Origin of the sequence: Comamonas sp. wu1-DMT (assembly GCF_040187805.1) — a bacterium.
GTDB classification, from domain to species: domain Bacteria; phylum Pseudomonadota; class Gammaproteobacteria; order Burkholderiales; family Burkholderiaceae_C; genus Comamonas; species Comamonas thiooxydans.
On the sequence record NZ_JBANEM010000001.1, the window covers coordinates 355404 to 377486 of the forward strand.

Annotated in this window: 17 protein-coding genes and 2 pseudogenes; 12 read left to right on the forward strand and 7 right to left on the reverse strand. The window is 56.8% G+C overall.

The window, feature by feature from the left end:
- Window positions 1-46: 46 nt before the first annotated feature.
- Complete coding sequence (locus V8Z78_RS01635) at window positions 47-1672, reverse strand: FAD-dependent monooxygenase (protein ID WP_057092144.1); 1626 nt, start codon at window positions 1670-1672, stop codon at window positions 47-49.
- A 23-nt stretch (window positions 1673-1695) separates the two neighbouring features.
- Window positions 1696-2694 (reverse strand): Bug family tripartite tricarboxylate transporter substrate binding protein, encoded by a 999-nt coding sequence (locus tag V8Z78_RS01640; RefSeq protein WP_349730776.1) that lies wholly within the window; start codon window positions 2692-2694, stop codon window positions 1696-1698.
- Window positions 2695-2762: 68 nt separating this feature from the next.
- On the opposite strand from V8Z78_RS01640, the gene V8Z78_RS01645 reads away from it, so the two are divergent.
- Window positions 2763-3692: a LysR family transcriptional regulator gene (locus tag V8Z78_RS01645; protein WP_502878829.1), complete on the forward strand. Its 930-nt coding sequence runs from the start codon at window positions 2763-2765 to the stop codon at window positions 3690-3692.
- A 387-nt stretch (window positions 3693-4079) separates the two neighbouring features.
- Window positions 4080-6467, forward strand: coding sequence for a DNA polymerase II (locus tag V8Z78_RS01650; RefSeq protein WP_349730778.1), 2388 nt, complete (start codon window positions 4080-4082; stop codon window positions 6465-6467).
- Between the two features lie 18 nt (window positions 6468-6485).
- On the opposite strand, the pseudogene V8Z78_RS01655 reads toward V8Z78_RS01650, so the two are convergent.
- Window positions 6486-8748: pseudogene (locus V8Z78_RS01655) on the reverse strand (xanthine dehydrogenase family protein molybdopterin-binding subunit).
- Between the two features lie 17 nt (window positions 8749-8765).
- Window positions 8766-9230 (reverse strand): (2Fe-2S)-binding protein, encoded by a 465-nt coding sequence (locus V8Z78_RS01660; RefSeq protein WP_003070120.1) that lies wholly within the window; start codon window positions 9228-9230, stop codon window positions 8766-8768.
- 148 nt (window positions 9231-9378) lie between these two features.
- Here V8Z78_RS01660 and V8Z78_RS01665 point away from each other — a divergent pair, with 148 nt between their 5' ends.
- Window positions 9379-10317, forward strand: coding sequence for a LysR family transcriptional regulator (locus V8Z78_RS01665; RefSeq protein WP_349730779.1), 939 nt, complete (start codon window positions 9379-9381; stop codon window positions 10315-10317).
- A gap of 358 nt (window positions 10318-10675) precedes the next feature.
- On the opposite strand, the gene V8Z78_RS01670 is transcribed toward V8Z78_RS01665, so the two are convergent.
- The 3 genes and pseudogenes from V8Z78_RS01670 to cysQ form a co-directional block, all read right to left on the reverse strand.
- A complete protein-coding gene (locus V8Z78_RS01670; RefSeq protein ID WP_349730780.1) occupies window positions 10676-11227 on the reverse strand; it encodes a tripartite tricarboxylate transporter substrate binding protein in 552 nt (183 codons plus the stop codon).
- A gap of 34 nt (window positions 11228-11261) precedes the next feature.
- Window positions 11262-11648, reverse strand: a pseudogene (locus V8Z78_RS01675) (Bug family tripartite tricarboxylate transporter substrate binding protein); the annotation flags it as partial.
- Window positions 11649-11728: 80 nt separating this feature from the next.
- Entirely contained in the window at window positions 11729-12502 is a 774-nt protein-coding gene (gene cysQ, locus V8Z78_RS01680; protein ID WP_256630306.1) for a 3'(2'),5'-bisphosphate nucleotidase CysQ, read from the reverse strand.
- A 123-nt stretch (window positions 12503-12625) separates the two neighbouring features.
- Here cysQ and V8Z78_RS01685 point away from each other — a divergent pair, with 123 nt between their 5' ends.
- From V8Z78_RS01685 to V8Z78_RS01725, 9 genes are all read left to right on the forward strand, one after another.
- Window positions 12626-13279, forward strand: a complete 654-nt coding sequence (locus V8Z78_RS01685; RefSeq protein ID WP_349730781.1) for a helix-turn-helix domain-containing protein — start codon at window positions 12626-12628, stop codon at window positions 13277-13279.
- A gap of 262 nt (window positions 13280-13541) precedes the next feature.
- Window positions 13542-14540: a sulfate adenylyltransferase subunit CysD gene (cysD, locus tag V8Z78_RS01690; RefSeq protein WP_349730962.1), complete on the forward strand. Its 999-nt coding sequence runs from the start codon at window positions 13542-13544 to the stop codon at window positions 14538-14540.
- On the forward strand, window positions 14540-16453 hold the full coding sequence (gene cysN / locus V8Z78_RS01695; protein WP_046462011.1) for a sulfate adenylyltransferase subunit CysN: 1914 nt from the start codon (window positions 14540-14542) through the stop codon (window positions 16451-16453). The genes cysD and cysN overlap by 1 nt, the downstream gene beginning before the upstream one ends.
- A gap of 113 nt (window positions 16454-16566) precedes the next feature.
- Window positions 16567-17676: a DUF1214 domain-containing protein gene (locus tag V8Z78_RS01700; RefSeq protein WP_148747893.1), complete on the forward strand. Its 1110-nt coding sequence runs from the start codon at window positions 16567-16569 to the stop codon at window positions 17674-17676.
- Window positions 17673-18860, forward strand: coding sequence for a sulfotransferase family protein (locus V8Z78_RS01705; protein ID WP_046462010.1), 1188 nt, complete (start codon window positions 17673-17675; stop codon window positions 18858-18860). The genes V8Z78_RS01700 and V8Z78_RS01705 overlap by 4 nt, the downstream gene beginning before the upstream one ends.
- Before the next feature lie 260 nt (window positions 18861-19120).
- Window positions 19121-19576, forward strand: a complete 456-nt coding sequence (locus tag V8Z78_RS01710) for a nuclear transport factor 2 family protein (protein WP_003070140.1) — start codon at window positions 19121-19123, stop codon at window positions 19574-19576.
- 13 nt (window positions 19577-19589) lie between these two features.
- On the forward strand, window positions 19590-20069 hold the full coding sequence (locus tag V8Z78_RS01715; protein WP_003070142.1) for an SRPBCC domain-containing protein: 480 nt from the start codon (window positions 19590-19592) through the stop codon (window positions 20067-20069).
- A 42-nt stretch (window positions 20070-20111) separates the two neighbouring features.
- Window positions 20112-20906 carry an SDR family oxidoreductase gene (locus V8Z78_RS01720; protein ID WP_046462009.1) on the forward strand — a complete coding sequence of 265 codons (795 nt, stop codon included), beginning with the start codon at window positions 20112-20114 and terminating at the stop codon, window positions 20904-20906.
- A gap of 18 nt (window positions 20907-20924) precedes the next feature.
- On the forward strand, window positions 20925-21389 hold the full coding sequence (locus V8Z78_RS01725; RefSeq protein WP_003070146.1) for a nuclear transport factor 2 family protein: 465 nt from the start codon (window positions 20925-20927) through the stop codon (window positions 21387-21389).
- The last annotated feature ends 694 nt before the right edge of the window (window positions 21390-22083 follow it).

The following is a 22083-nucleotide window of genomic DNA, read 5'->3' on the forward strand; positions in this document are numbered from 1 at the left end:
CCCAGGCTCGACTCAAGCGAGGGAGCATCGAGCTGTTCTCGATCTTTCAGATGACTGCCTTGAGCAGATTTTCCACATCCTCGTTCGATATGAATTTCTCGCTATTCGTCCAAGCGACAAATGCATCCGGACGAACCAGTATCAAGTCTGACCCGTAGCGCGCAAACTCATCCGTTTTTGCGGTTTCAACAATGGTCAGAGGCAGCTGCCTGGTGCCGGCAACATATCGAAACGTCTCAAGCGTTTGCGCAGGCATATCGGCTGCCAGCAGCGTGTAGCCCTCCCCCAAATGCTCGAATGCATTCCGGCCATCGTCGAGCGCGGCTGGAGCCAGGTGGTGACCGGCACGTGCGGTGAATATGTGTGAGCCCTTGGCACTGCAATTGCCGATGGCCGACTCCCGAGCACTGCGCACAATTGGAGAGCCTTCATAGTTGGGCTCGAAAGCATGAACCTCACCTGCGGCCCCATTTGCCCGCTGACTCCAGGCTGCTTCAAAGGCACTTCTATCCTTTTCTGGATCGAAGCTGTCCAGAAACTGGTGATCGGTCTCTATGGACTTGGCAATAAAGTCGTCAATGGTGGATCTGAATACAGGACGGCGCTCCTGGTCATAGGAGTCCAGCAGCTTTTCGCTGCCCCAGCCCTTCAGCACGGCTGCCAGCTTCCACCCGAGATTACGTGCATCTTCAAGGCCTGAGTTCACCCCATAGCCGCCATAGGGTGGATGACTGTGCGCTGCATCCCCGGCGATAAAGACCCGGCCTGAGCGATAGCTGTCGGCAAGCATGAAGCGCAGATCCCAGAAGCCTATATGCTCGAACTCGACATCAAAAGATGCTCCGACAGCATCTTCCAGATAAGCCTGGAAGTCGAAGTTGTCTGCCGTGGTTCCCGGTGGCACTGGCGCATGGAAGAACCAGGTATTGCCCAGATCGACGCGGCCGAAGAATTTCCAGTAGCCCTTGAGTTCAGGCTGAAGCACGTTGTAGTAAGACTTGCCGGGAAAGCGCTCAAGCAACTTGTGCAGTCCCTGTGAGCGGAATACGAGCAGTACCATGAGGCGATCATGATCGGTCTTGGTCTGGGTGATGCCCGCTTGCTGCCTGACGCCAGAGCGTGCTCCATCACAGCCCACGACATAACTAGCCCGCAGCGTCTTGCTATCCGATCCGTTCTTTTCGGACACCGTGACGCTGACCCCCTCGTCGTCCTGCCGCAAGCTATCGAAATTCCAGCCATAAAAGGTTTCAACAGAGGGCAGCTCAGCGGCTCTATCCCGCAGAACCGCTTCCGTGGCGTACTGAGGCAGGCGCTCGTTCGCCGTGAAGTAATAAGGCTTGACGAGATCGCGCTGAAGCCAGTCGTAAGAATAAGACCCCAGCAATGTGTTGTAGGCCGTCAGGCCCCCTATGCCGTATTCGGGCGGGATGGTACGAGCTGCGCGAAGCTCCTTTTCTGCACCCCAGGCGTGAAAATGCTCCATGGTGCGCTGGGTCAGGTTCTGCCCCTTGGGAATCGGTTGCGGCTTGGCGTAGCGCTCCACGACGATACAGCGGATACCGCGCTGGCCCAGCTCTATAGCCAGCCCCATGCCCACGGGGCCGCCGCCCACGATGATTACATCTGCATCCTTGTCTGGCGCTTGTGTCTGATTGACTTGCATATTCATTTGATCCTCTTGTTATGGCTGGCTTATTCGGCCGTAATGCCCTGGGTCTTGATGAAATTGCCCCAGCGCCTGGCATCGGCTTCGATCAAGGTTTGGAAGGCCTGGGGAGTGCTGTGCTGGGGTGTCATGCCCTGGGACTCGAAGGCTTTGGCAACTTCAGGCTGAGCAAGAATGCTCTTCAGGGCTTCGTTGATGCTGCGCACAAACTCGGGAGACAGGCCTTTGGGCCCCAACAAGCCATACCACATGTCCACATTCATATCGCCCAGGTTCAGACTCCTCAGCGAGGGCGCCTGAGGCAGCAGCGGGGATGGCGTGTCTGAACTGATCGCAAGCGCGCGAAGCTTGCCTGCCTTGATGTGCTGCAAAGCAACGTGGATAGGGAGAAACATCAGATCAATCTGTCCGCCCAGCAAGTCGGTCAAGGCCGGGGCCGTGCCGCGATAGCTGACATGTGTGAGCGATATCCTGGCTTTGCTCTTGAGCAGCTCTGTTGCCAGGTGATGGGGGGTTCCGGCACCTGGCGAGCCATAGTTCAGCATGCCCGGATTTTTCTGTGCATAGCTGATGAGCTCCTTCAGATCCGTGATCCGGGATTGAGAGCCCGTGACCAGCACCAATTGACCTACGCTGGTCTGGCTGATGGCGCTGAGATCGCGAACCGGGCTATATCCCATCTTCGGATATAGCTCGGTATTCATCACCAATGTGTTCACGGTGACAAGCAAAGTCGTTCCGTCGGGAGTGGACCGGACCACCTCCAGGGTACCGATGTTGCCCGAGGCCCCAGGCTTGTTGTCCACGATGAAGGGACGCTGAAAGCGCTCCGAGAGCTTGGGACCGATGACTCGAGCAATCAGATCGATACCCGTGCCTGGTGTGAATGGCACAACCAGCCGCACAGGAGCCTGCGTATTCGCGAATGCCGAAAGCCCGAGAGGGCCCGTCGTGGCTGTGGCAGCCAGGGTAATAAGTGCCTTGCGGCGGCTGAGGGCCAGCCCTCCTATTGAAGGTGTAAGCATGGTGTCTCCTTGTGTTTTGTGCTGCAATTGCACCGCGTCCATTGATTTGAATCAAACGGGAATTTTTGGTGAATTCATCAGTAAAGCTGATTAATGTCGGGAGCCGTCAACTGCAGGCGTTTCTCGAGATATGCAGGTGCGGCAGCTTTGCGGCAGCGGCAGAGCGCATTCATCTGTCTCCTTCAGGAGTCAGCATGCTGGTCAAGGAGCTTGAGCGCCAATTGGGGGTCAGGCTCTTCGAGCGAACCACACGTGCAGTGGCATTGACCGACGCAGGCCGGCTGCTGCAGCCCTATGCCGAGAGAGTGGTGACGGAACTGTGGCAACTGGGTGTCGCGTTACAAGGCAGCACCTTGGCCTCTCGGTCAACCCTGACCATTGCCGCGACGCCTGTGATCGCGACCTGTCTTTTACCGAAGGTCGTGGCTGAATTTGCACGCAAACATCCCGAGGTGCGAATCCAGGTCATGGATGGCAGCCTCGATTCCGTTCGGCAAGCCGTTCTTGAAGGACATGCCAATATGGGCATGGCATTTTTTGTGAAGCCTGCGGCTGGCCTTCTCAGAGAATCGGTGTGCAGATTCCGGCTCATGAGCATCAGCCCAGGAGAGAGGCGGCGCAACACACATGTCCAGAACCGAACATGGAAATCTCTGGATGGCCTACCCATGATTGCTTTGCCGATGTCAAACCCGATTCAGGCCTTGATTGACAAGCATCTTCCCAGCGTCAAGGCAAGCCAGGAAGAGCGGGCAGAAATGAATTTTCTGGGCACCATGATTGCCATGGTGGAAGCGGGCCTGGGTAACGCGGTCGTACCCTCCTTCATGATGGAGGAATGCCAGCAGCACGGCTTGAACATAGCGATGCTGACCGAACCAGCCGTTCACCTCAATATGTACGTCGCGCTACGGAGAGGCGCAGATCGACAGCTTGCCGAGACTCAATTCATAGAAGCCTTGAAAATGCATATTGCCATGTCAGATGACCTGGCTTGACGCCCTCCTCTGGATCCATCCGTCCTCGCATATGGCCTGAAAACTCGAACCCTGGCGCCTCGTATAACTCTCACGCCAGTTCGAAATTTCGGACCAAGCCTCTCGCAATAGCTGCTATCGATAGAGGCAGTCATTGATCGGCAACAACTTGATGACGGCTTTCAGCCCTCGCGGAACATTTGCATCACTCCATCTATTTGCTCCATCCGCTTTAGATCTGTGGAACGCCTGGAGTGCTGTTGACATGGCGCTGTTGGAAAAACGTGGTCATGATTGCTGGGTATCATTTCATTGGCACCTCTTTCGAGACATGTGGCTTGCTCCGCAAGCTCATGCCATCACACACCGCCAGGGCCTTGAACTCCGGTTCAAGACGGTCACATTCGCTTGACTTCATCTTTCGTGCTATCTCCAGAACGCCAGGGATTCATCCTTACTCGCAATTGGCGAGACACACCGGCGGGCGTCGAGCTTGAGTATTGGCTGGCTACCGATAGCGGCCCCCTGAAGGTCCTCCTCGCTGCTCAGAAATCTGTGGCTTTCGTCGAGGCCCGGCACAGAGAAGCGGTAGAAGCGCAACTCCCGCCCCTGGCTGGAGTGGAATTGCGGGAACTGGGCCTGAAGAGTTTTCAGCAAGAGCCCGTCTTGGGTATCTATGCCAGGAGTTTTCGTCAATTACGGCGACTTGCACGCACTCTCCAGCAACTAGGCATTCCCCTTCTTGAAGCTGATGTTCGACCACATGAGCGTTACTTGATGGAGCGCTTCATCACGGCGGGCGTCACGCTGCAAGGCGGGCGGACAGAACATGCGACGCTGGTGAACTGCAAGCTTGTTCCTGCGCCCGATTTCCGGCCGGTTCTGAAGGTCGTGTCATTGGACATCGAGACCAGTCAGCACCAAGATCTGTATTCGATCGCACTGGACGGCATGGCGGAGCGCGTCGTTTTCATGCTGGGTGAGCCTACTGCCAAACCCGTAAGAACGCCTGGTTTCGAGCTGATTCATTGCACAACACGCAAAGCCATGATTGACAGGCTCAACGATTGGTTTGCACGCAATGATCCGGACGTGATCATTGGATGGAATGTCATTCAGTTCGACCTTCGTGTGCTGCAGAAAACTGCAGACGAATGTGCAACACCGCTACTCCTTGGGCGTGAGCGCAAGCCCATTGCATGGCGAACCCATCCCGGCAAACAAGGCTATCTGTTTGCTCCCATGCCTGGACGAGTTGTCGTTGACGGGATTGAAGCGCTCAGGGCCGCGGTCTGGAGCTTCCCGTCCTTCAGCCTCGAGAACGTCGCGCAAGAGCTTCTGGGCGAAGGCAAGGACATCGGAGACGAGTACGACAAGATGGCGGAAATCGAGCGGCGCTACCAGCTAGACAAGCCCGCTCTTGCCGCCTACAACATACGCGACTGCGAGCTGGTTCTACGAATCTTCGAAAAGGCGAAGCTGCTGCAGTTTGCGATGGAGCGCGCCCACACCACGGGCCTGCAGCTCGACCAGTTCGGTGGCTCCATTGCTGCATTCAGCCATCACTATTTGCCACGCATGCACCGCATGGGGTATGTCGCGCCCAACGTGGGCGATGTTCAAGGAAAGTCATCCCCCGGTGGCTATGTCATGGACTCCAAGCCTGGCTTCTACGACTCCGTCGTGGTTCTGGACTACAAGAGTCTCTATCCATCAATCATTCGCACTTTCCTCGTTGACCCCGTGGGTTTGGTAGAGGGTCGACATGCGAGCTCTTCCGAGCTCTTGATCAAAGGCCCAAGGGGCACGCTCTTTTCTCGCGAGAAACACTGTCTTCCGGAAATCGTGACTACCCTCTGGCAGGCCCGAGATGAGGCCAAACGCGCCAGGAACGAACCACTGTCGCAAGCGCTCAAGCTGGTGATGAACTCATTCGCAGGGGTACTAGGCGCGTCAGAATGCAGATTCTTCAATCCGGATTTGATCTCAGCCATTACCTTACGTGGCCACGAAATGGTGAAGCTCACAAGGGATCTGGTTGAAGAGCGCGGTTACGAGGTTATTTATGGAGACACGGACTCCATATTTATTTGGCTCAAGAGGCCCCATAGCACCGAAGAGGCATATGCCGTGGCAGCCAAGCTGGCCCGGGACATCAACGCGTGGTGGATTCAAACCCTCCAGCAAGAGCAAGGCCTGAAGAGCTTTCTTGAGATCGAGTTCGACACGTATTACAAGAAGTTCTTCATGCCCACCATCCGCGGTTCGGACGTCGGCAGCAAGAAGCGCTATGCCGGCCTGAGTGTAGACGCCGCCGGAAACGAATCGATGATCTACCGCGGCCTTGAAATGGCGCGAAGCGACTGGACACCGCTGGCGCGGCAGTTCCAGGAGGGCTTGCTCTCGCGCGTCTTCCAAGGTGCCCCTTACCGCGAGTTCGTCATCGAGTACGCTCATTCGACGCTGGCGGGCAAGAAGGATGATCTGCTCATCTACCGCAAACGCCTGCGGCATCGCCTGGATGCCTACGTGGCCAATGTGCCACCACAGGTCCGTGCCGCCCGCATTGCCGATGAGTACAACGATCGCGTGGAGCGACCCAGGCAGTACCAGAACGGCGGCTGGATCCAATACGTCATGACCAGGAATGGCCCTGAGCCTTTGGAAATCCGCCGCTCACGCATCGACTACGAGCACTATCTGGCGAAGCAGATCAAGCCGATTGCCGACTCGATCTTGATCCCCCTCGGAGAGGATTTCGTCACTCTGACATCTTCTCAGCAGGAGCTTTTCTAGCGATCCAAGCTCATGCTCTTACGCTTTCGGGAAAGGCAGCTCGCGTGGTGTATGACCGCTCAGCTTGGCGATGGCGTTGGCAAAAGCGGGGGCCAATGGCGGCACACCCGGCTCACCCATACCTGTGGGTGCATCGGCACTCGGCACGATATGCACGGTGATCGCGGGCATATCGGTTAAGCGGGCCACAGTGTAATCATTGAAATTACCTTGCTCCACTTGCCCATCCTTGAATGTGATGGCCGCGCCAGGCAAGCACATGCCGAGACCCATCAAGGCACCACCCTGCACCTGGGCCTCGACACTTCGAGGGTTCACCGCCAGATTGCAATGCACGCCAGCTGTAACCGCATGCAGCTTGGGAGTGCCGTCCTTCATCGATGCCTCGACCACATAGGCAACCACCGAATCAAAAGACTGATGCACGGCCACGCCCCAGGCTCTGCCTTCGGCCAGTTGGCGCTTTCCATAGCCCGACTTTTCGACTGCCAGTTGCAACGCGGCCTTGTGACGCGGATGCCTGTCGCCAAACTGCTGCAGCCTGTATGCGACAGGATCCTGCTTTACAACTCGGGCGATTTCGTCCATCAAGGTCTCCATCACATAAGCGGTGTGTGTGGAGCCCACGCTGCGCCACCACAGAACCGGCGCATTGAGTTCGGGGTGATGCACCGAGAGTCGCATCGGCAGGTCGTACGGCTCTTTCATTCCTTCAACCGTCGTGGTGTCCACTCCGTTCTTGACCATGAAGCCTTCAAACGCCGTGCCTTTGGCAAGCGACTGGCCTACGATCACATGATCCCAGGCGATCACCTTTCCCTTACCGTCAAAACCTATCTCGGCGCGATGCACATGCATGGGTCGGTAATAGCCACCTTTGACATCGTCCTCGCGACTCCAGATCATGCGCACCGGTGCCTCAATACCAGATGTTCTGGCAGCCTTGGCAATCTCGCAGGCTTCGGCCACGTAGTCACTGCGCGGGTTGGCGCGGCGGCCGAAACCGCCCCCTGCCATCTGAACATTGACTCGAACATTCTGAGGAGCCACGCCAAGCACGCGCGCAGCGGTTGCAACCTCCCAGCCCGGAGCCTGTGTGCCCAACCAAAGCTCAACCTTGGCATCCTTTCCTGCACCTGTCACACGCACCGTGCAGTTCAGCGGCTCCATCGGCGTATGGGCAAGGTAGGGGAAGACATATTCGGCACTGATTTTGTGAACAGCACCGTTCAGTGCCGAAACATCGGCATCAAACTTGAGTGCGCCCGGCTTCTTGGCCAATTCACGATACTGCGCCAGTTGCCGAGCCGAATCGACTTTGCCAACCGCTGCGCTGTCCCACTGGATTTTCAGGGCATCGCGACCCTGCTTGGCTGGCCAGTAACCATCGGCCAGCACCGCAACCAGCTCGCCCCCCCCACACGCTGGGCACACGAAGCACTGCACGCACACCCTTGATGGCTTTGGCTGCCGCATCGTCCACCGATTGAATCTTGCTTCCATACACCGGCGGATGCGCCACAACTGCGGTCAACATACCCGGCAGATGCATGTCGATGCCGTATGACTGTCTGCCGCTGGACTTGGCGCGTGCATCGAGCCGTCCCGTGGCATGACCGATGATGCGAAAGTCTTTGGCGTCCTTGAGCTTCACCTGCTGCGGAACAGGCATCTTCATGGCCTCATCCGCCAACTCGCCGTAGCCCAGCTTCTTGCCCCGAGGCCCGATCACCTGTCCTGCCTGAGTGCGCAAGGACTGCGGGTCTACACTCCAGCGCTTGGCAGCCGTGGCCAGCAGCATGGAGCGAGTACGCGCCCCCAGTTCACGATACTGGACATACGAGTTCTTGATGGCAGTGGAGCCGCCCGTGAGATGCATTCCCATGACCGGATCCAGATATGCGGGATCGGCATTGCCGTGCGCGCTCTGCACCTTGGACCAATCGGCGTCCAGCTCTTCGGCCAGCACCATGGGCAGGCCGGTTTGCACGCCTTGGCCGAACTCCAGACGGTTGATGGTGATAGTCACCGCTCCATCGCGGTCAATCTTCACAAAAGCCGATGGCTGCTGGTAAGGCTTGAGTGCGCTTGTAGAAACCTGTTCGTTACCCTTCGCTTGTGCCGACACAGCCGCGGGAAATACACCCAGCGCGAAACCCGAGGCCGTCGCCAGCTTGAGGAAATCGCGCCGCTCGAGCTTTAGGCCTGCATCTATGGAGTCAGCCGCCAGCGCACGCAGACCTTTGGGCAGATCGGCAAAAAGATGGTTGGGAATAGGCATGGGATGTGCTCCTTCTTTTAGGCCGACAGGTTTTTGGCAGCATCGTGGATGGCTGCACGAATGCGTGTATAGGTTCCGCAGCGGCAGATATTGCCCGCCATGGCTGCATCGATATCCGCATCGCTGGGCTGGCGATTGCTTTTGAGCAGCGCGGTCGCACTCATGATTTGCCCACTTTGGCAATAGCCGCATTGCGCCACATCGTTGCGAACCCACGCATCCTCGACAGCCTTTCCCACCTTGTCTGCGGCCTGCGCTTCGATGGTGTCGATTTTTTGCCCTTGCGCCGCCGATATGGGCGTGATGCAAGAACGGATGGCCTGGCCATTCAGATGCACAGTGCATGCCCCGCACATGGCCATGCCGCAACCGAATTTGGTCCCTGTCATACCCAGTGTGTCACGCAGGGTCCAGAGGATGGGCGTTGAAGGATCCACATCAGCCGATGCGGGCTTGCCGTTGAGAGTGAATTTGACAGGCATGGGGGGCTTTCTTATTTGCTTTTCGACACGGTGACTGCTGCAGGCACCTGGGCAGCGCGTGAAGCAGAGGCAGTGTGCGCCAGGCAATGCAAAAGAAAAAGTCAAGCAGACTATTTAAGTTATTAAGTTTTACTTAAAAATAGAGGACATGAAGCCCGAAATACTCGCCTATCTGGCTGCCTTTGAGCAGGTAGCTCAGCATCGCAGTCTGACCTACGCCGCCCACGCCATCGGGGTCACGCCAGCCGCCCTGTCCCAGACGATCAAGAAGCTGGAAACCCGTCTGGATGTACGCCTGTTCGATCGAACAACGCGCAGCCTCAACCTGACAGAAGCCGGAAGAATCTATCTGGAACGCATTTCCCCGGCTCTCACCAATCTGCGCGAAGCGACCGAGGATCTTCAGCTCCAAGCTGGCGTCGAAGGCGGCACGCTGCGCCTCACCATCTCTCATCCTGCTGGCCAGGTGCTCGTCGAGCCCATGCTCGCCGAGTTCTTTGCAATGCATCCGCACATTCACGTCGAGCTGGTCTATGACGACGGCTTTGTGGACATCGTGCGAGAAGGATTTGACGTCGGCATACGCAATGGCGAGTCGCTGGAGGGCGATATGGTTGCCGTGCCACTCACACAGGATCTGACCATGTGTTTCGGTGCATCTCCTGCTTACCTCAGGACACACGGCACACCCAAGCACCCCGACGAGCTGGAGCAGCACCTATGCATCAACTACCGCATGAGCAGCAGCGGCGCACTCTACAAGTGGGAATTCAATATCGACGGCAAACTGAGCGAGCGCTCCGTGAGCGGGCCACTGACAGTCAACCATAGCGACACGGCCATGCGCGCGGCCCTTGATGGCATCGGGGTGATTACCGGCTGGCGCGAATCCATGACCGACGCATTCAAAACAGGCCAGTTGATTGAAGTGCTGAAACCCTATTGGGCAAGCTTTCCTGGCTTTTATGCCTATTACCCACACCGCACACATCTGCCTCTCAAGACCCGGATATTTCTTGATTTTCTGGTCCAGCATGTGCAGCGCAATGGCTTGTCCGAAACAACCCGCGGGCAAATGAGGCCCTGATCGCGGCTGCTTCTGATGTCTTTCTTGATCAGCGACTTCCCGTCATTTATTCGTTTAAGCCTCATGTCCCATCGCCGGATATTCTTCAAAGGACGGAAATCCCCCTGCCGTAGCTTGGCAACGATGGTTGCTGCTCATGTCCGCATCGCGAGCTACCGTCAACGCCAGGTTTCTGGCCAGCAGGAGACCATGAATGTCAGTTCCAGCCCGATTATTTGCTTGAGGTCCGCCATCAGGGCTCTGGAACAAGCGCAGCAGACTCCATGCTGCCGTTCAAACTGAGCAAGAGCAGATCCTGCGCGACGATTTCTACATCCAATGATCTAGTTAAGTTTGAGCCCCAAAAGAATTCATGGGGTCAATATAAAACACCGTCTCTCTCAAAGAAGCTTCGGTAGCTCTGATCTTCAGCTTGCAAAAATGCTTTGAATTGCTTGTAGTCCTTGTATGCAACCTCAAAGCCTGTATTTTCTAGTTGATCCACAAAGCCCGTGTCTTTGATCACGTTATTGATCTCGGCGGATAGAAATAGAGCCAGTTCGGAGGACGCTCCCTTTGGAAGAAAGATTCCTTGCCAGTATTCAAAGCTGACGCCCTGGAGCCCCTTCTCCTGAAACGTAGGAATATCGGAGAAACGCCTAGACCTGTGGGCCGATGCAATGCCCACTGCGTGCATCTTTTGGCTTTGCAGATGGGGGGCTATGGGAGCAAGCCCCGCAAAGAGCAGGTCCACTTGATTGCTCATCAGGCTTGCAGTTGCGGAAGCAGCTCCCCCGTATGGAACATGCAATAGCTCCACACCCAGGGCTTTGCCCAAGCTCTCTCCCACCAAATGCTGCAAGCTGCCAATTCCTGAGGATGCGAAACTCAGGCAGCAGGTATTTTTTTTGTGCTGCAGCTGCGATATCACTCAGTTGATGTATTGCGGAGTCGCCACGCGTGGCAAGAACAATAGGAGCAGAGGAAATTTTGGCCACCGGCACCATGTCAGCGACTTCGCCCGACCCCTGGCTTCTGGTGTAAATGGGATTGATGAAGATCTCGGCAGGCGACGCCAAGAGCAACGTATTTCCATCAGGCCTGGATTTCGCAACATAGTTCGCGGCAATGGCTCCACCTGCCCCCACTCTGTTTTCCACATAGACGGAACGCTGCAATCGCGCTGAGAGCTGGGTTGCAAACGCACGCGCCAAGGTATCCATAGCACCACCGGCTTCGAATCCGACAACGATTTTGACGGGTTGGCGAGACGCAGCCTTGTCGGCACAGGCTGCACTCATCAGCAGCCCGCAAAGCAGGCAAGCTCGAATTAGCGTCGCAGCAAAGTTCATCTATCGGAGAACAGAGAGGTTTTGAGTGCTCGCACTCAGGGCATTCAGGGCGGGAGGCAATGCTGTGCGAAAGCTTGAAATCAGCGGTAATCTGCCGAGCAGGCATAAAAATGAGGGTTACTCAAATCTCGCTTGCCGTAGCTCAGAACATCTCCATTGAGCGCATGAATCTGGCCGCCTGCCGCGGCCAGCACCGCATGACCCGCAGCGATATCCCACTCCATGGTGCGCCCCAAGCGTGGATAGAGGTCAGCCTCTCCCTCTGCGATCAGACAAATCTTGAGCGATGAGCCTGCACTTTTGAGTGACCGCACCAAGCGCCCATTGAGAAACTGATCAAGCGCATCGGCATCGCCGTGTGAACGACTGGCCACCACATCAAGGCCATCCTCCGGAATGCTTCTGCATTCGATGGCTTGGCGCTTTCCCTGCACCTCCAGCAATGCGCCAAGTCCTATGGCTCCCGCGTACATACGATCCAGCGCTGGAGCGAAAACGACACCCAGCACAGGGGTTCCATTTTCGATCAGCGCGATATTGACTGTGAACTCGCCATTGCGGTTGATGAATTCCTTGGTCCCGTCAAGAGGATCAACCAGCCAGAAGCATTGCCCCATCTCAGGCACATATCCCGCTGCAGCCGCCTCCTCGGAGACGACGGGAAACTGCGACTGCAAGGCGCCCAGACGCTCAAGAATCAGGCGCTCGGCCTTTTCGTCGGCTTCAGTCACGGGCGATGCATCCTGCTTGCCCCGTACCTCAAAGTCGCAGCGGTAGATCTTCATGATTAAAGCACCCGCTTCACGGGTGATGGCCATTACGTCTTCAAGCAGTGCGCTTCGAGTCTGAGTCACAAAAATCTCCTGTTTTGTTATTCATGTGGTCCGTTTGGCCTATGCGCCGATCAGAGGACAGGCCGACAGTAAATGCGTCCGGATCTTCGCGAATAAGCGAGTGAATGTTTAACAGGAATGCGCATGGCTGTTGGTAAGAAACTCAGTGTCCAGGAAATCAATCCACTGCGAATTCAAGCCGTGAAATTGCGGCTTGAAGGCAAAACGCTCAAAGAGGTCGGCAAGGCGACCGGCCTGTCCACACCAACCATCATTGCCGCCCACAAAGCCTGGCTGGAAGGGGGATGGAGCGCTGTCCTTGTGCGCGAGCGAGGCCGCAAACCTGGCGAAGGCCGCTCCTTGTCGGCCATACAGGAGCAGGACATCTATGTGCAACTGGTCAGCACCCAGCCCGCCGACCATGGCCTGCCGTTTTTGCTGTGGCAGCTGGAAGCCATGCAGCAACTGATCTTGCAGCGCCAGCAGCTTGACTTGCCCGAGCGTACCAACGCCCAGTACCTGCAGCGCTGGAACCTGAATGCCGACCGTCCTGCAAAGCGCATGAAGCAGGCATCCAGCAATGTGCAGCGCTGGTATGCCACCACTTATCTGGATATTTGCGAGCAAGCAAGAAAAGAGAGCGCCAGCATTGTCTGGATCGATGATTTTGGTGCCCACAACAACTGCCCCGGACGCCTGAGGCATGGCATCTTGCGTGCCGTCAACAACCGCGGCAAGGTGTATTGGCAACCGTATGAAGGCAGCCTGTGCGCTGCGCATCTGGAAGATTTTTTTTGATCGCCTCAGGTGCTCCAGCGAGGGCAAGATCTTTGCCCTGCTTGCCGCCATGCAGTGGCAACGCGCAGCCACCTTTTCATCGCTTGCCAGCGACAGCCACGACCGGCTGCGCCTGTTTCATCTGCCTGCTGCCACAGAGATGCTCAGCCAGTCGAACGAATTGGCCAGCAGCATCTTGAAGACTGCGCAAGACGTATCGCTGGCGCCGAAGAACACCGCCGTCAGAACCCCAACGCCACCGAAGCTGGACCCTATGGCGAGCATGGCGCAGCAACTTCTAAAACATCAATTCGCGCAAAGATTTGATTTAACGGACTCCTACAGTTGGCAGCACTCAAAACAAAAAACCAAGGAGAAATCTGTGGTGCTGACTCATTTGCAAAGGCTGGAAGCCGAAAGCATTCAGGCCATGCGCGAGGTTGTTGCCGAGGCAGAAAACCCCGTCATGCTCTACTCCATCGGCAAGGACAGTGCGGTCATGCTGCATCTGGCGATGAAGGCCTTCTACCCCGCCAAGCCGCCCTTCCCCTTGCTGCATGTGGACACGACCTGGAAGTTTCAGGACATGTACCGCTTTCGTGATCAGATGGCAGCCAAGCTGGGCATGGACCTGCTGGTCCACATCAACCCAGAAGGTCTTGAAATGGGCATCAGCCCGTTCAAGCATGGCTCGCAAATTCATACCGACGTCATGAAGACCGAGGGCCTGAAGCAAGCTCTCGACAAGTATGGCTTCGACGCCGCCTTTGGTGGCGCGCGCCGCGATGAAGAGAAGTCTCGCGCCAAGGAACGCATCTTTTCCTTCCGCTCGGACCAGCACCGCTGGGATCCCAAGAACCAGCGTCCGGAACTCTGGCATCTGTACAACACACGCAAGAACAAAGGCGAATCAATCCGAGTGTTCCCGCTGTCCAACTGGACCGAGCTGGATATCTGGCAATACATCTATCTCGAAAACATCCCCATCGTTCCACTCTATTTTTCAGCGCCTCGCCCAGTGGTGGAGCGAGACGGCACGCTGCTGATGGTCGATGACGAGCGCATGCCGCTCAAGAGTGGCGAAGTTCCCATGATGCGCAATGTTCGCTTTCGCACCCTGGGCTGCTACCCCCTGACGGGTGCCGTCGAATCCGACGCTAATAGCTTGCCCAAGATCATTCAGGAAATGCTGCTGACCCGTACTTCGGAACGACAGGGCCGGATGATCGACCACGACTCGGCCGCATCCATGGAAAAGAAGAAGCAAGAGGGGTATTTCTGATGTCACATGTATCCGCACTCATCTCTGAAGATATCGAGAAATACCTGAAGGCGCACGAGCAGAAAAGCCTGCTGCGCTTCATCACCTGCGGCAGCGTGGATGACGGCAAGAGCACGCTGATCGGACGCTTGCTGTACGAATCCAAGATGCTGTTTGAGGACCAGATGGAAGCACTGGTCGCGGACTCCAAGAAAGTCGGCACGCAAGGCGGCGAGCTGGACTTCGCGCTGCTCGTCGATGGTCTGGCCGCAGAGCGCGAGCAAGGCATCACCATCGATGTGGCCTACCGCTTCTTCTCGACCGACCAGCGCAAGTTCATCGTGGCCGACACACCCGGCCATGAGCAGTACACCCGCAATATGGTCACTGGTGCCTCCACCGCCGATGTGGCCGTGGTGATGATCGATGCGCGCCGCGGTGTACTGACGCAATCCAGGCGCCATAGCTATCTGGCATCACTGATAGGCATCCGTAAAATCGTGCTGGCCGTCAACAAGATGGACTTGATGGGCTACTCCGAAAAGATCTTTAACGACATCGTGGCCGACTATCGCGAGTTCGCCAAGAAGATCAATCTGGAAGACATCACGGCCATCCCCATGTCGGCCTTGCGTGGTGACAACATCACCGAGCAGAGCGAGCACATGCCCTGGTACCGCGGTACCACACTCATGGGCTATCTGGAGACGGTGGAAATCGACGAAGCACGCCAGCAAAAGCTGCCGTTTCGCATGCCTGTGCAATGGGTCAATCGCCCCAACCTCGACTTCCGCGGCTTTGCGGGCTGCATTGCCAGCGGTCAGGTTCACCCCGGAGACAGCGTCCGCATCCTGCCTAGCGGACGCGTGACCAAGGTTGCGCGCATCGTTACCCAGGATGGAGATCTGCAGCAGGCGGGTGCAGGCCAGTCTGTTACCCTGACCTTGGCCGACGAAGTGGACTGCAGCCGGGGCGATGTGATTGCGATTGCGGATGCACCTTCCGATGTGGCCGATCAGTTCCAGGTCACGCTCATCTGGATGCACGAGCAGCCCATGCTCGGCGGCCGGCCCTATCTGATGAAGATCGGCGGCAAGACGATTCCCGTCACCTTCGCCGCCCCCAAGTACAAGATCAATGTCAACACGCTGGAGCATCTGGCCGCCAAGGAACTGGCGCTCAATGAAATCGGCGTCTGCAATCTGTCCAGCAGCCAGCCTATCGCTTTCGATTCCTATAAGGACAATCGCGAAACTGGCAGCTTCATCCTGATCGATCGCCTGAGCAACGCCACGGTGGGCGCGGGTCTGATCGACTTTTCGCTGCGTCGCTCGCAGAACATTCATATGCAGCATGTGAATGTGAACCAGGAAGCGCGTTCCGAACGCCTGCATCAAAAACCTGCCTTGCTATGGTTTACCGGTCTGTCGGGCGCTGGCAAATCCACCATTGCCAATCTGCTCGAAACCCGTTTGCATGCGCGTGGCCGGCATACCTATCTGCTCGACGGCGACAACGTGCGCCACGGCCTCAATCGCGACCTTGGCTTCACCGATGCAGACCGCGTCGAAAACATTCGTCGCGTCGCTGAAGTGGGCAAGCTGTTTGTGGACGCCGGGCTGATTGCCATCACCGCCTTCATTTCGCCATTCCAGGCAGAACGCGAAATGGCGCGCAAGCTGGTGAAGGATGGTGAGTTCCTCGAAGTATTCATCGACACACCGCTTTCCGTTGCCGAAGAGCGTGACCCCAAGGGCCTCTACAAGAAAGTGCGCCGTGGTGAGCTGAAGAACTTTACGGGGATCGACTCACCGTTTGAAGTGCCGGAGTCTCCAGACATTCATATCTCCACCCCCGCGATGACTGCGCAAGAGGCGGTGGACAAGATCATCGCCGAACTGGTGGCCCGCGAAATCATCGCCGCGGAAGACTAAAGCAACTGGATGAACTGTGGCGTTGCCAGCCTTTGCAACGCCCCTCTTTCTTCTTTCACCCACCGCACACAGCCACCACCTGGCAATGCGCGGCACACAAAGAAAGCCAGATCATGGATACCCAAACCATTAATGAGCAACTGCTCAGCGGCGAAACCTGGTCGCAGTTCTGCGATCACCTCAAACGCTGCGGCCAGCAGATTCTGCGTCCCGAAACCCCTGCCGACCCCGCAACGCGGGCAGAAGGCTATCGCTATCTGACCCGACTGCTGCGCATCGCGCTGGAGATGCATGTGGAATTCGCCGACCCGGCGTTTCCCAGCTTCTTCAAGACCTCGCACGAAACCGCCAAGATTGGCGCGGACAACCCGGACAACATCTACGAATACTCACGCCTCAACGGGTCCATGAAATACCGCATTCATGGCAACCGAGGCACGGTTTCGTACCTGAGCTTTTGCACGCAAAAAGGCGGCTATGAAACCGATGGCCGCATGGTTGTCACCGGGTTTATCGACGCCACACAACTCAAGACTGACGAGAACGGTGACTTCGAACTCATCGTCAGCCGTGACCCGCAGCCGGGTAACTGGCTGCCCATGGAGGATGCCTCGGTGTCGCTGCTGGTGCGCCAAACCTTCATGGATCGCAAGAGCGAAGTGCCCGCCAAGCTTGCCATCGAGCGCATTGGCACCACGGACACCCCCGGCCCGCTGGATCCCTTGGTTCTGGCGCAATCGCTGCAGCGCGTAACGTCTTTTGTCGAGAACACGGCAAAGCTATTTGCCGACTGGGCACAAAGCTATCTTCCACATAGCAATCAGTTGCCGCCAGCCGATCAGGCCTACTGCCAGTCCGTGGGCGGTGACCCCAATATTTTCTACTACCACTCGCACTGGGAGCTACGCAAGGACCAGGCCCTGGTCATTCATATCGACAAGGTGCCGGAATGCTCGTTCTGGAATCTGCAGATCAATAACTACTGGCTGGAGTCTCTGGACTACCGCTACCACCAGATCTGCATCAACAAGCACCAGGCGCAATACGACGAAAACGGCGGCGTCACTCTGGTGCTGAGCGAAAAAGACCCCGGCATTGCCAACTGGCTGCAAACCGCCGGCGTACGCCAGGGAACCATGTGCCTGCGCTGGGTTGGCGCCAAGGAGCAGTGCCACCCCACCACCAAAGTGATCTCGATAGACCAGTTGCTGGAGACTGTATGAATGCCCCTGTGACACCCCAAACTCTGCACGTCGAAGAACTGCTGCAAGCAGCATGTGAGCGTGCACCAGGCCTCAACGATTTTGGCAACGACAACTACCGACAAGCGCTGGAAGTTCTGACGCGAGCCCTGAACACCGAAGCCAAGCTATCGGCAACCGGCATTGCCATGATGCGCGAGCGACTCGTGGGCCAGTTGGTCAATCGCCTGCTCATGGAGGACTATCTCCAGCGCTTCCCCGAAATCTCGAAGATCGAGATCGAAGACCCATTGGTCATCGTGGGCCTGCCGCGCACCGGCACCACCATGCTGCAGCGAACACTGGCCGTAGACCCGCGCTTTTACTCTGCTGCCTGGTGGGAGACCCGCTACCCTGCACCATTGACCGGCGAAGGCCCGCAGGACTGCGCCAACCGCATTGCAATGGCCAAGGCGGAAGTAGCGCAGACGATTGAGGCGATTCCCCAGATTCTGTCCATCCACCCCATGAACGCCACGCTGTGCGACGAGGAATTCATGCTCATGGAGCATTCCTTTCTCTGCGCCATGGACGCTTACGCCGATGTGCCCAGCTACACCTCCTGGCTCGATCAGCAGGATCAGCGCCCTGTCTATGTGCAGCTCAAGAAGATGCTCCAGTTTCTTCAATGGCAGAAGCATCAACGTGGCGAAGCGCAGGGCCAACGATGGCTGCTCAAGGCGCCCCAGCATCTGCATACACTAGAAATCCTGCTGTCCGTCTTCCCCAAGGCTCAGGTCATCCTGACCCATCGCGAGCCCGCTCAGACCATCCCATCCATGGCCAGCATGGCGCATACGCTGTGGCAGATCTACAGCGACCAGCCTGACCCTAGCTCGGCAGGCCGGCAGTGGAGCAGCCGCATGGCGCGTGGCATTCATCACACCATGCAGGTCCGCGACCAGCAGGACAGCCGGCGCTTTCTGGATATCCACTTCTCGGACACTGTGGCCAAGCCCATGGAGGTACTGGAGGCTGTCTATCAGTTCGCCAATATGCCATTCACAGATAAAGCCCGTGCCGACGCGCAGCAATGGCTTTCCAGCAATGGCCGTGAAAAACGTGCGAGCCATGACTACAGCCTGGAGACCTTTGGTCTGAGCGAGCAGCAAATGCGAAGCGACTACGCGCTATATCGAGCCAGGCATCTGCAAAGCCAAAGCTAAGAGGTGGCTCCAGGGAAAAATCATGTTCAGTTTGCGGCGCCCCGAGCGACATTCGGCTGACAGCTGGCGCCAGTTCCTCATTGGCAGTGCTGACAGCTTCCATGACCCCAAGGGGATGAAGAACTGTTGCGCCGGCGGCAGCAATACCTGTCCGAATCCGAGGATCTCATCATGGACTTCAGAAGCCCGGACTGCATCCTCATGCAGCTTTTATCAAGTCGGCGCCCAAGACCGGCTCATCACAAAAGGAGACAAAACATATGTTGGACTTAGAAGCCATTGAGCTGATCAAACAGCTCAAGGCGCGCTACTTTCGCGCCATCGATACCTGCAACCTGGAGTTGCTGAGGGGCATGCTGACATCAGACATCAAGCTGGCTTTCAAAAGCCCTGCTTATGAATTCCATCTGGAGGGCATAGACAAGGCGCTGGACTTCTACAAAACCTCCTTCACCAAAACCCGCCTGGCCATGCATAACGGCCACACGCCGGAGATCGAGGTCAAGGGAGACGAAGCTACCGCGCTCTGGTATCTGAACTACGTCTTCATCAACCTCGAAGAGAAAACGCATATGCACGGCGGTGCCATCTATGAAGACCGCTATTTCAAGCGCGATGGCCGCTGGTGGATTGCGGAGACTGGATACAAGACTCTGCTCGAGACCGTTGAGCCGCTGAGCGAGCAGTTGCAGATCACCTCCAAGCCCATCAACTGAAGCGACATCCAAGATGACCAAAGCTGCCAATCTCGTCACCTCCATCAAAGTGGAAATCAATGCACCTGCCAGCGTGGTCTGGGAAGTGCTTGCGGACCTGGAAAACTATCACCTCTGGAATCGCTTCTGCCCCGACATCCGCTGTGGGCTCAAGCTCAATGACTTGGTCGAGATGAAAACCCGCCACCCGCTGACGGGCGAAGTCTGGCCCGTCAACGAGTATCTGGTCGCGTTTGAACCCGAGCAGTTGCTGTCCTGGGAGCAGCGCCCAGTGCCTGAGAACAAGGATGCCGCACGCCGCGATCAATACATAGAGGCAATTGACGCCAACCGCTGCACCTACTTCACCACCGACCAGTTCCTGGGACTGAACGCTGACACGATCATGCGCGAGCATGGTGCCTGGGTAAAGGTCGCCTTTGATCAGGTGGCGGTCGATGTCAAAAACCGCTCAGAGGAACTGCATTTCGCCCGCACCAAGGCTGCATTCTGAAAGACAGCCAATTTCCAAGCCTATAGATCCAAGGAAACCACCATGCTTTTGAAGAACAAAGTCATCATCATCTCTGGCATCGGCCCCGGCATGGGCATCAAGCTAGCCCTGCGCGCGGCGGAATATCAGGCCAAAGCCGTGGTGCTGGCTGCCCGCACGCAGTCCATGCTGGATGAGACAGAGCAAGCCATTCGTGATGCAGGCTACTCCTGCGAAGTCTTCAAAGTCGCCACCGATATCTCCCAGCCCGAGCAATGCCAGCGGCTTGCAGAGCTAACCATCGCCAAGTTCGGCCGCATCGATGCGCTGATCAACTCGGCCTATGCACACGGGACCTGGGGATCTTCGAGCAACTCGTCCATGGATGACTGGCGCAAGGTCATGGAAGTCAATCTGTACGGATCCATGAACATGACCCAGGCCGTGGTGCCGCAGATGAAAAAGCAAAAAGACGGCAGCATTGTGATGATCAATACCATGGCAACGCGCCGCCCCAATCAGCTCGAAGCCGGTTACGCAGTATCCAAAGGCGCGCTCAAGACCGCTGTGCAATATCTGGCAGAAGACCTGGGGCCCTTCGGCATCCGCGTCAACAGCACCTACAACGGCTGGATGTGGGGCGCACCGGTCAAAGGCTATTTCCAGGCGGAAGCCAAGCGCCAGGGCGTTTCTATGGAATCGCTGGTCGATGTGATTGCCCAGCAGATTCCCTTGCGCAACGAGATCCCCGACGATGCCGATTGCGCCTCTGCCGCGCTGTATCTGGCCAGCGACTATGCGCGCGTGGTGACCGGCGCCCAACTGGACGTCAGTGGCGGCCATTACCTGCCTCACTAAACTCCAGCGGGGAACAGCATGCAAACTCTTCTGGATATTGAAGAAATCAAACAGCTCAAGGCGCGCTACTTTCGCGGCATCGACACCTGCAATCTGGAGCTTCTGAAAACAGTTCTGGCCGATGATGTCCATATTCGCTTCGACAGCCCGACTTACCAGTATGAGATCAATGGCATTGATGAAGCCATGAACTTCTACCGCAATGCCTTCACTCATCGACGCTTTGGCATGCACAACGGGCATACACCGGAAATCAAGGTCGACGGTGACACGGCCACCGGCATCTGGTACCTCAATGATCTGTTCATCAATCTGGATGAGCAGACCATACTCACCGGCAGTGCGCTATACGAGGACTGCTATACCCGGGTCGCCGGTCAGTGGCGGGTGCAGCGCACGGGCTACAAGCGGCTGCTGGAGATGATTGAGCCTCTGAGCAGTGGTTGCCGCATCACATCGCAACCTATTACGAGCAGCTTATAGGTGACACTGGGATTGCGATTGGACTTTCCCTTAGCAGGTAGACATGCCTGGGGACAGTCCAATGTGAGTTGATGGACGAGCAAGAGCGGAGCTCTGCCCCTAGATCCTTTTGGTCCTATAAAGCGCTTTTGTGGAGCGCTTTTTGGTTCGATGCGCATCGTGCTCGGCACGGTGATGCTTTGAGCTTGCACAAATCCAGGTTGAGCTCGCATGAGCCTCGTTATCGCTTCCTGTCTGGCCGAGAGGAGCGCGTCTTGAATGCCGCGAGGTCCTGCGCTCTCTTGAGCCACCAAATCCACGATCTGCTGCAATCTCTTGTGCAGGACTGGCTTTCTCCCGCTGATTGCCATCCTTGATTACGGCTGCACAATACCCCGATTACCTCTCCATGGAGGTCAAGTGATCCAGTGACGGCCTTCAAGCGAGCAGCAGGCGGCGGCGGCGGCGGCGGCGGCGGCGGCGGCGGCGGCTATCAGTTTCAGGCCAGATTTCACGCCTCAACTTCAATGGGTCAGTGCGAGATTGAGGCGCGAATTCAGTTTGCAGAGTGCTGATCCAAGCCGCGCTTGATTCCGCCGACTATTTAGTCAACGCCCGAGGCATTTACTTGAATGTCAATTGACTTAATGAAATCTTAATGAAGGAATTGATGTAAAGCAACGAATCGAGAAGAACCTTGTTGCAAGTCAATTTT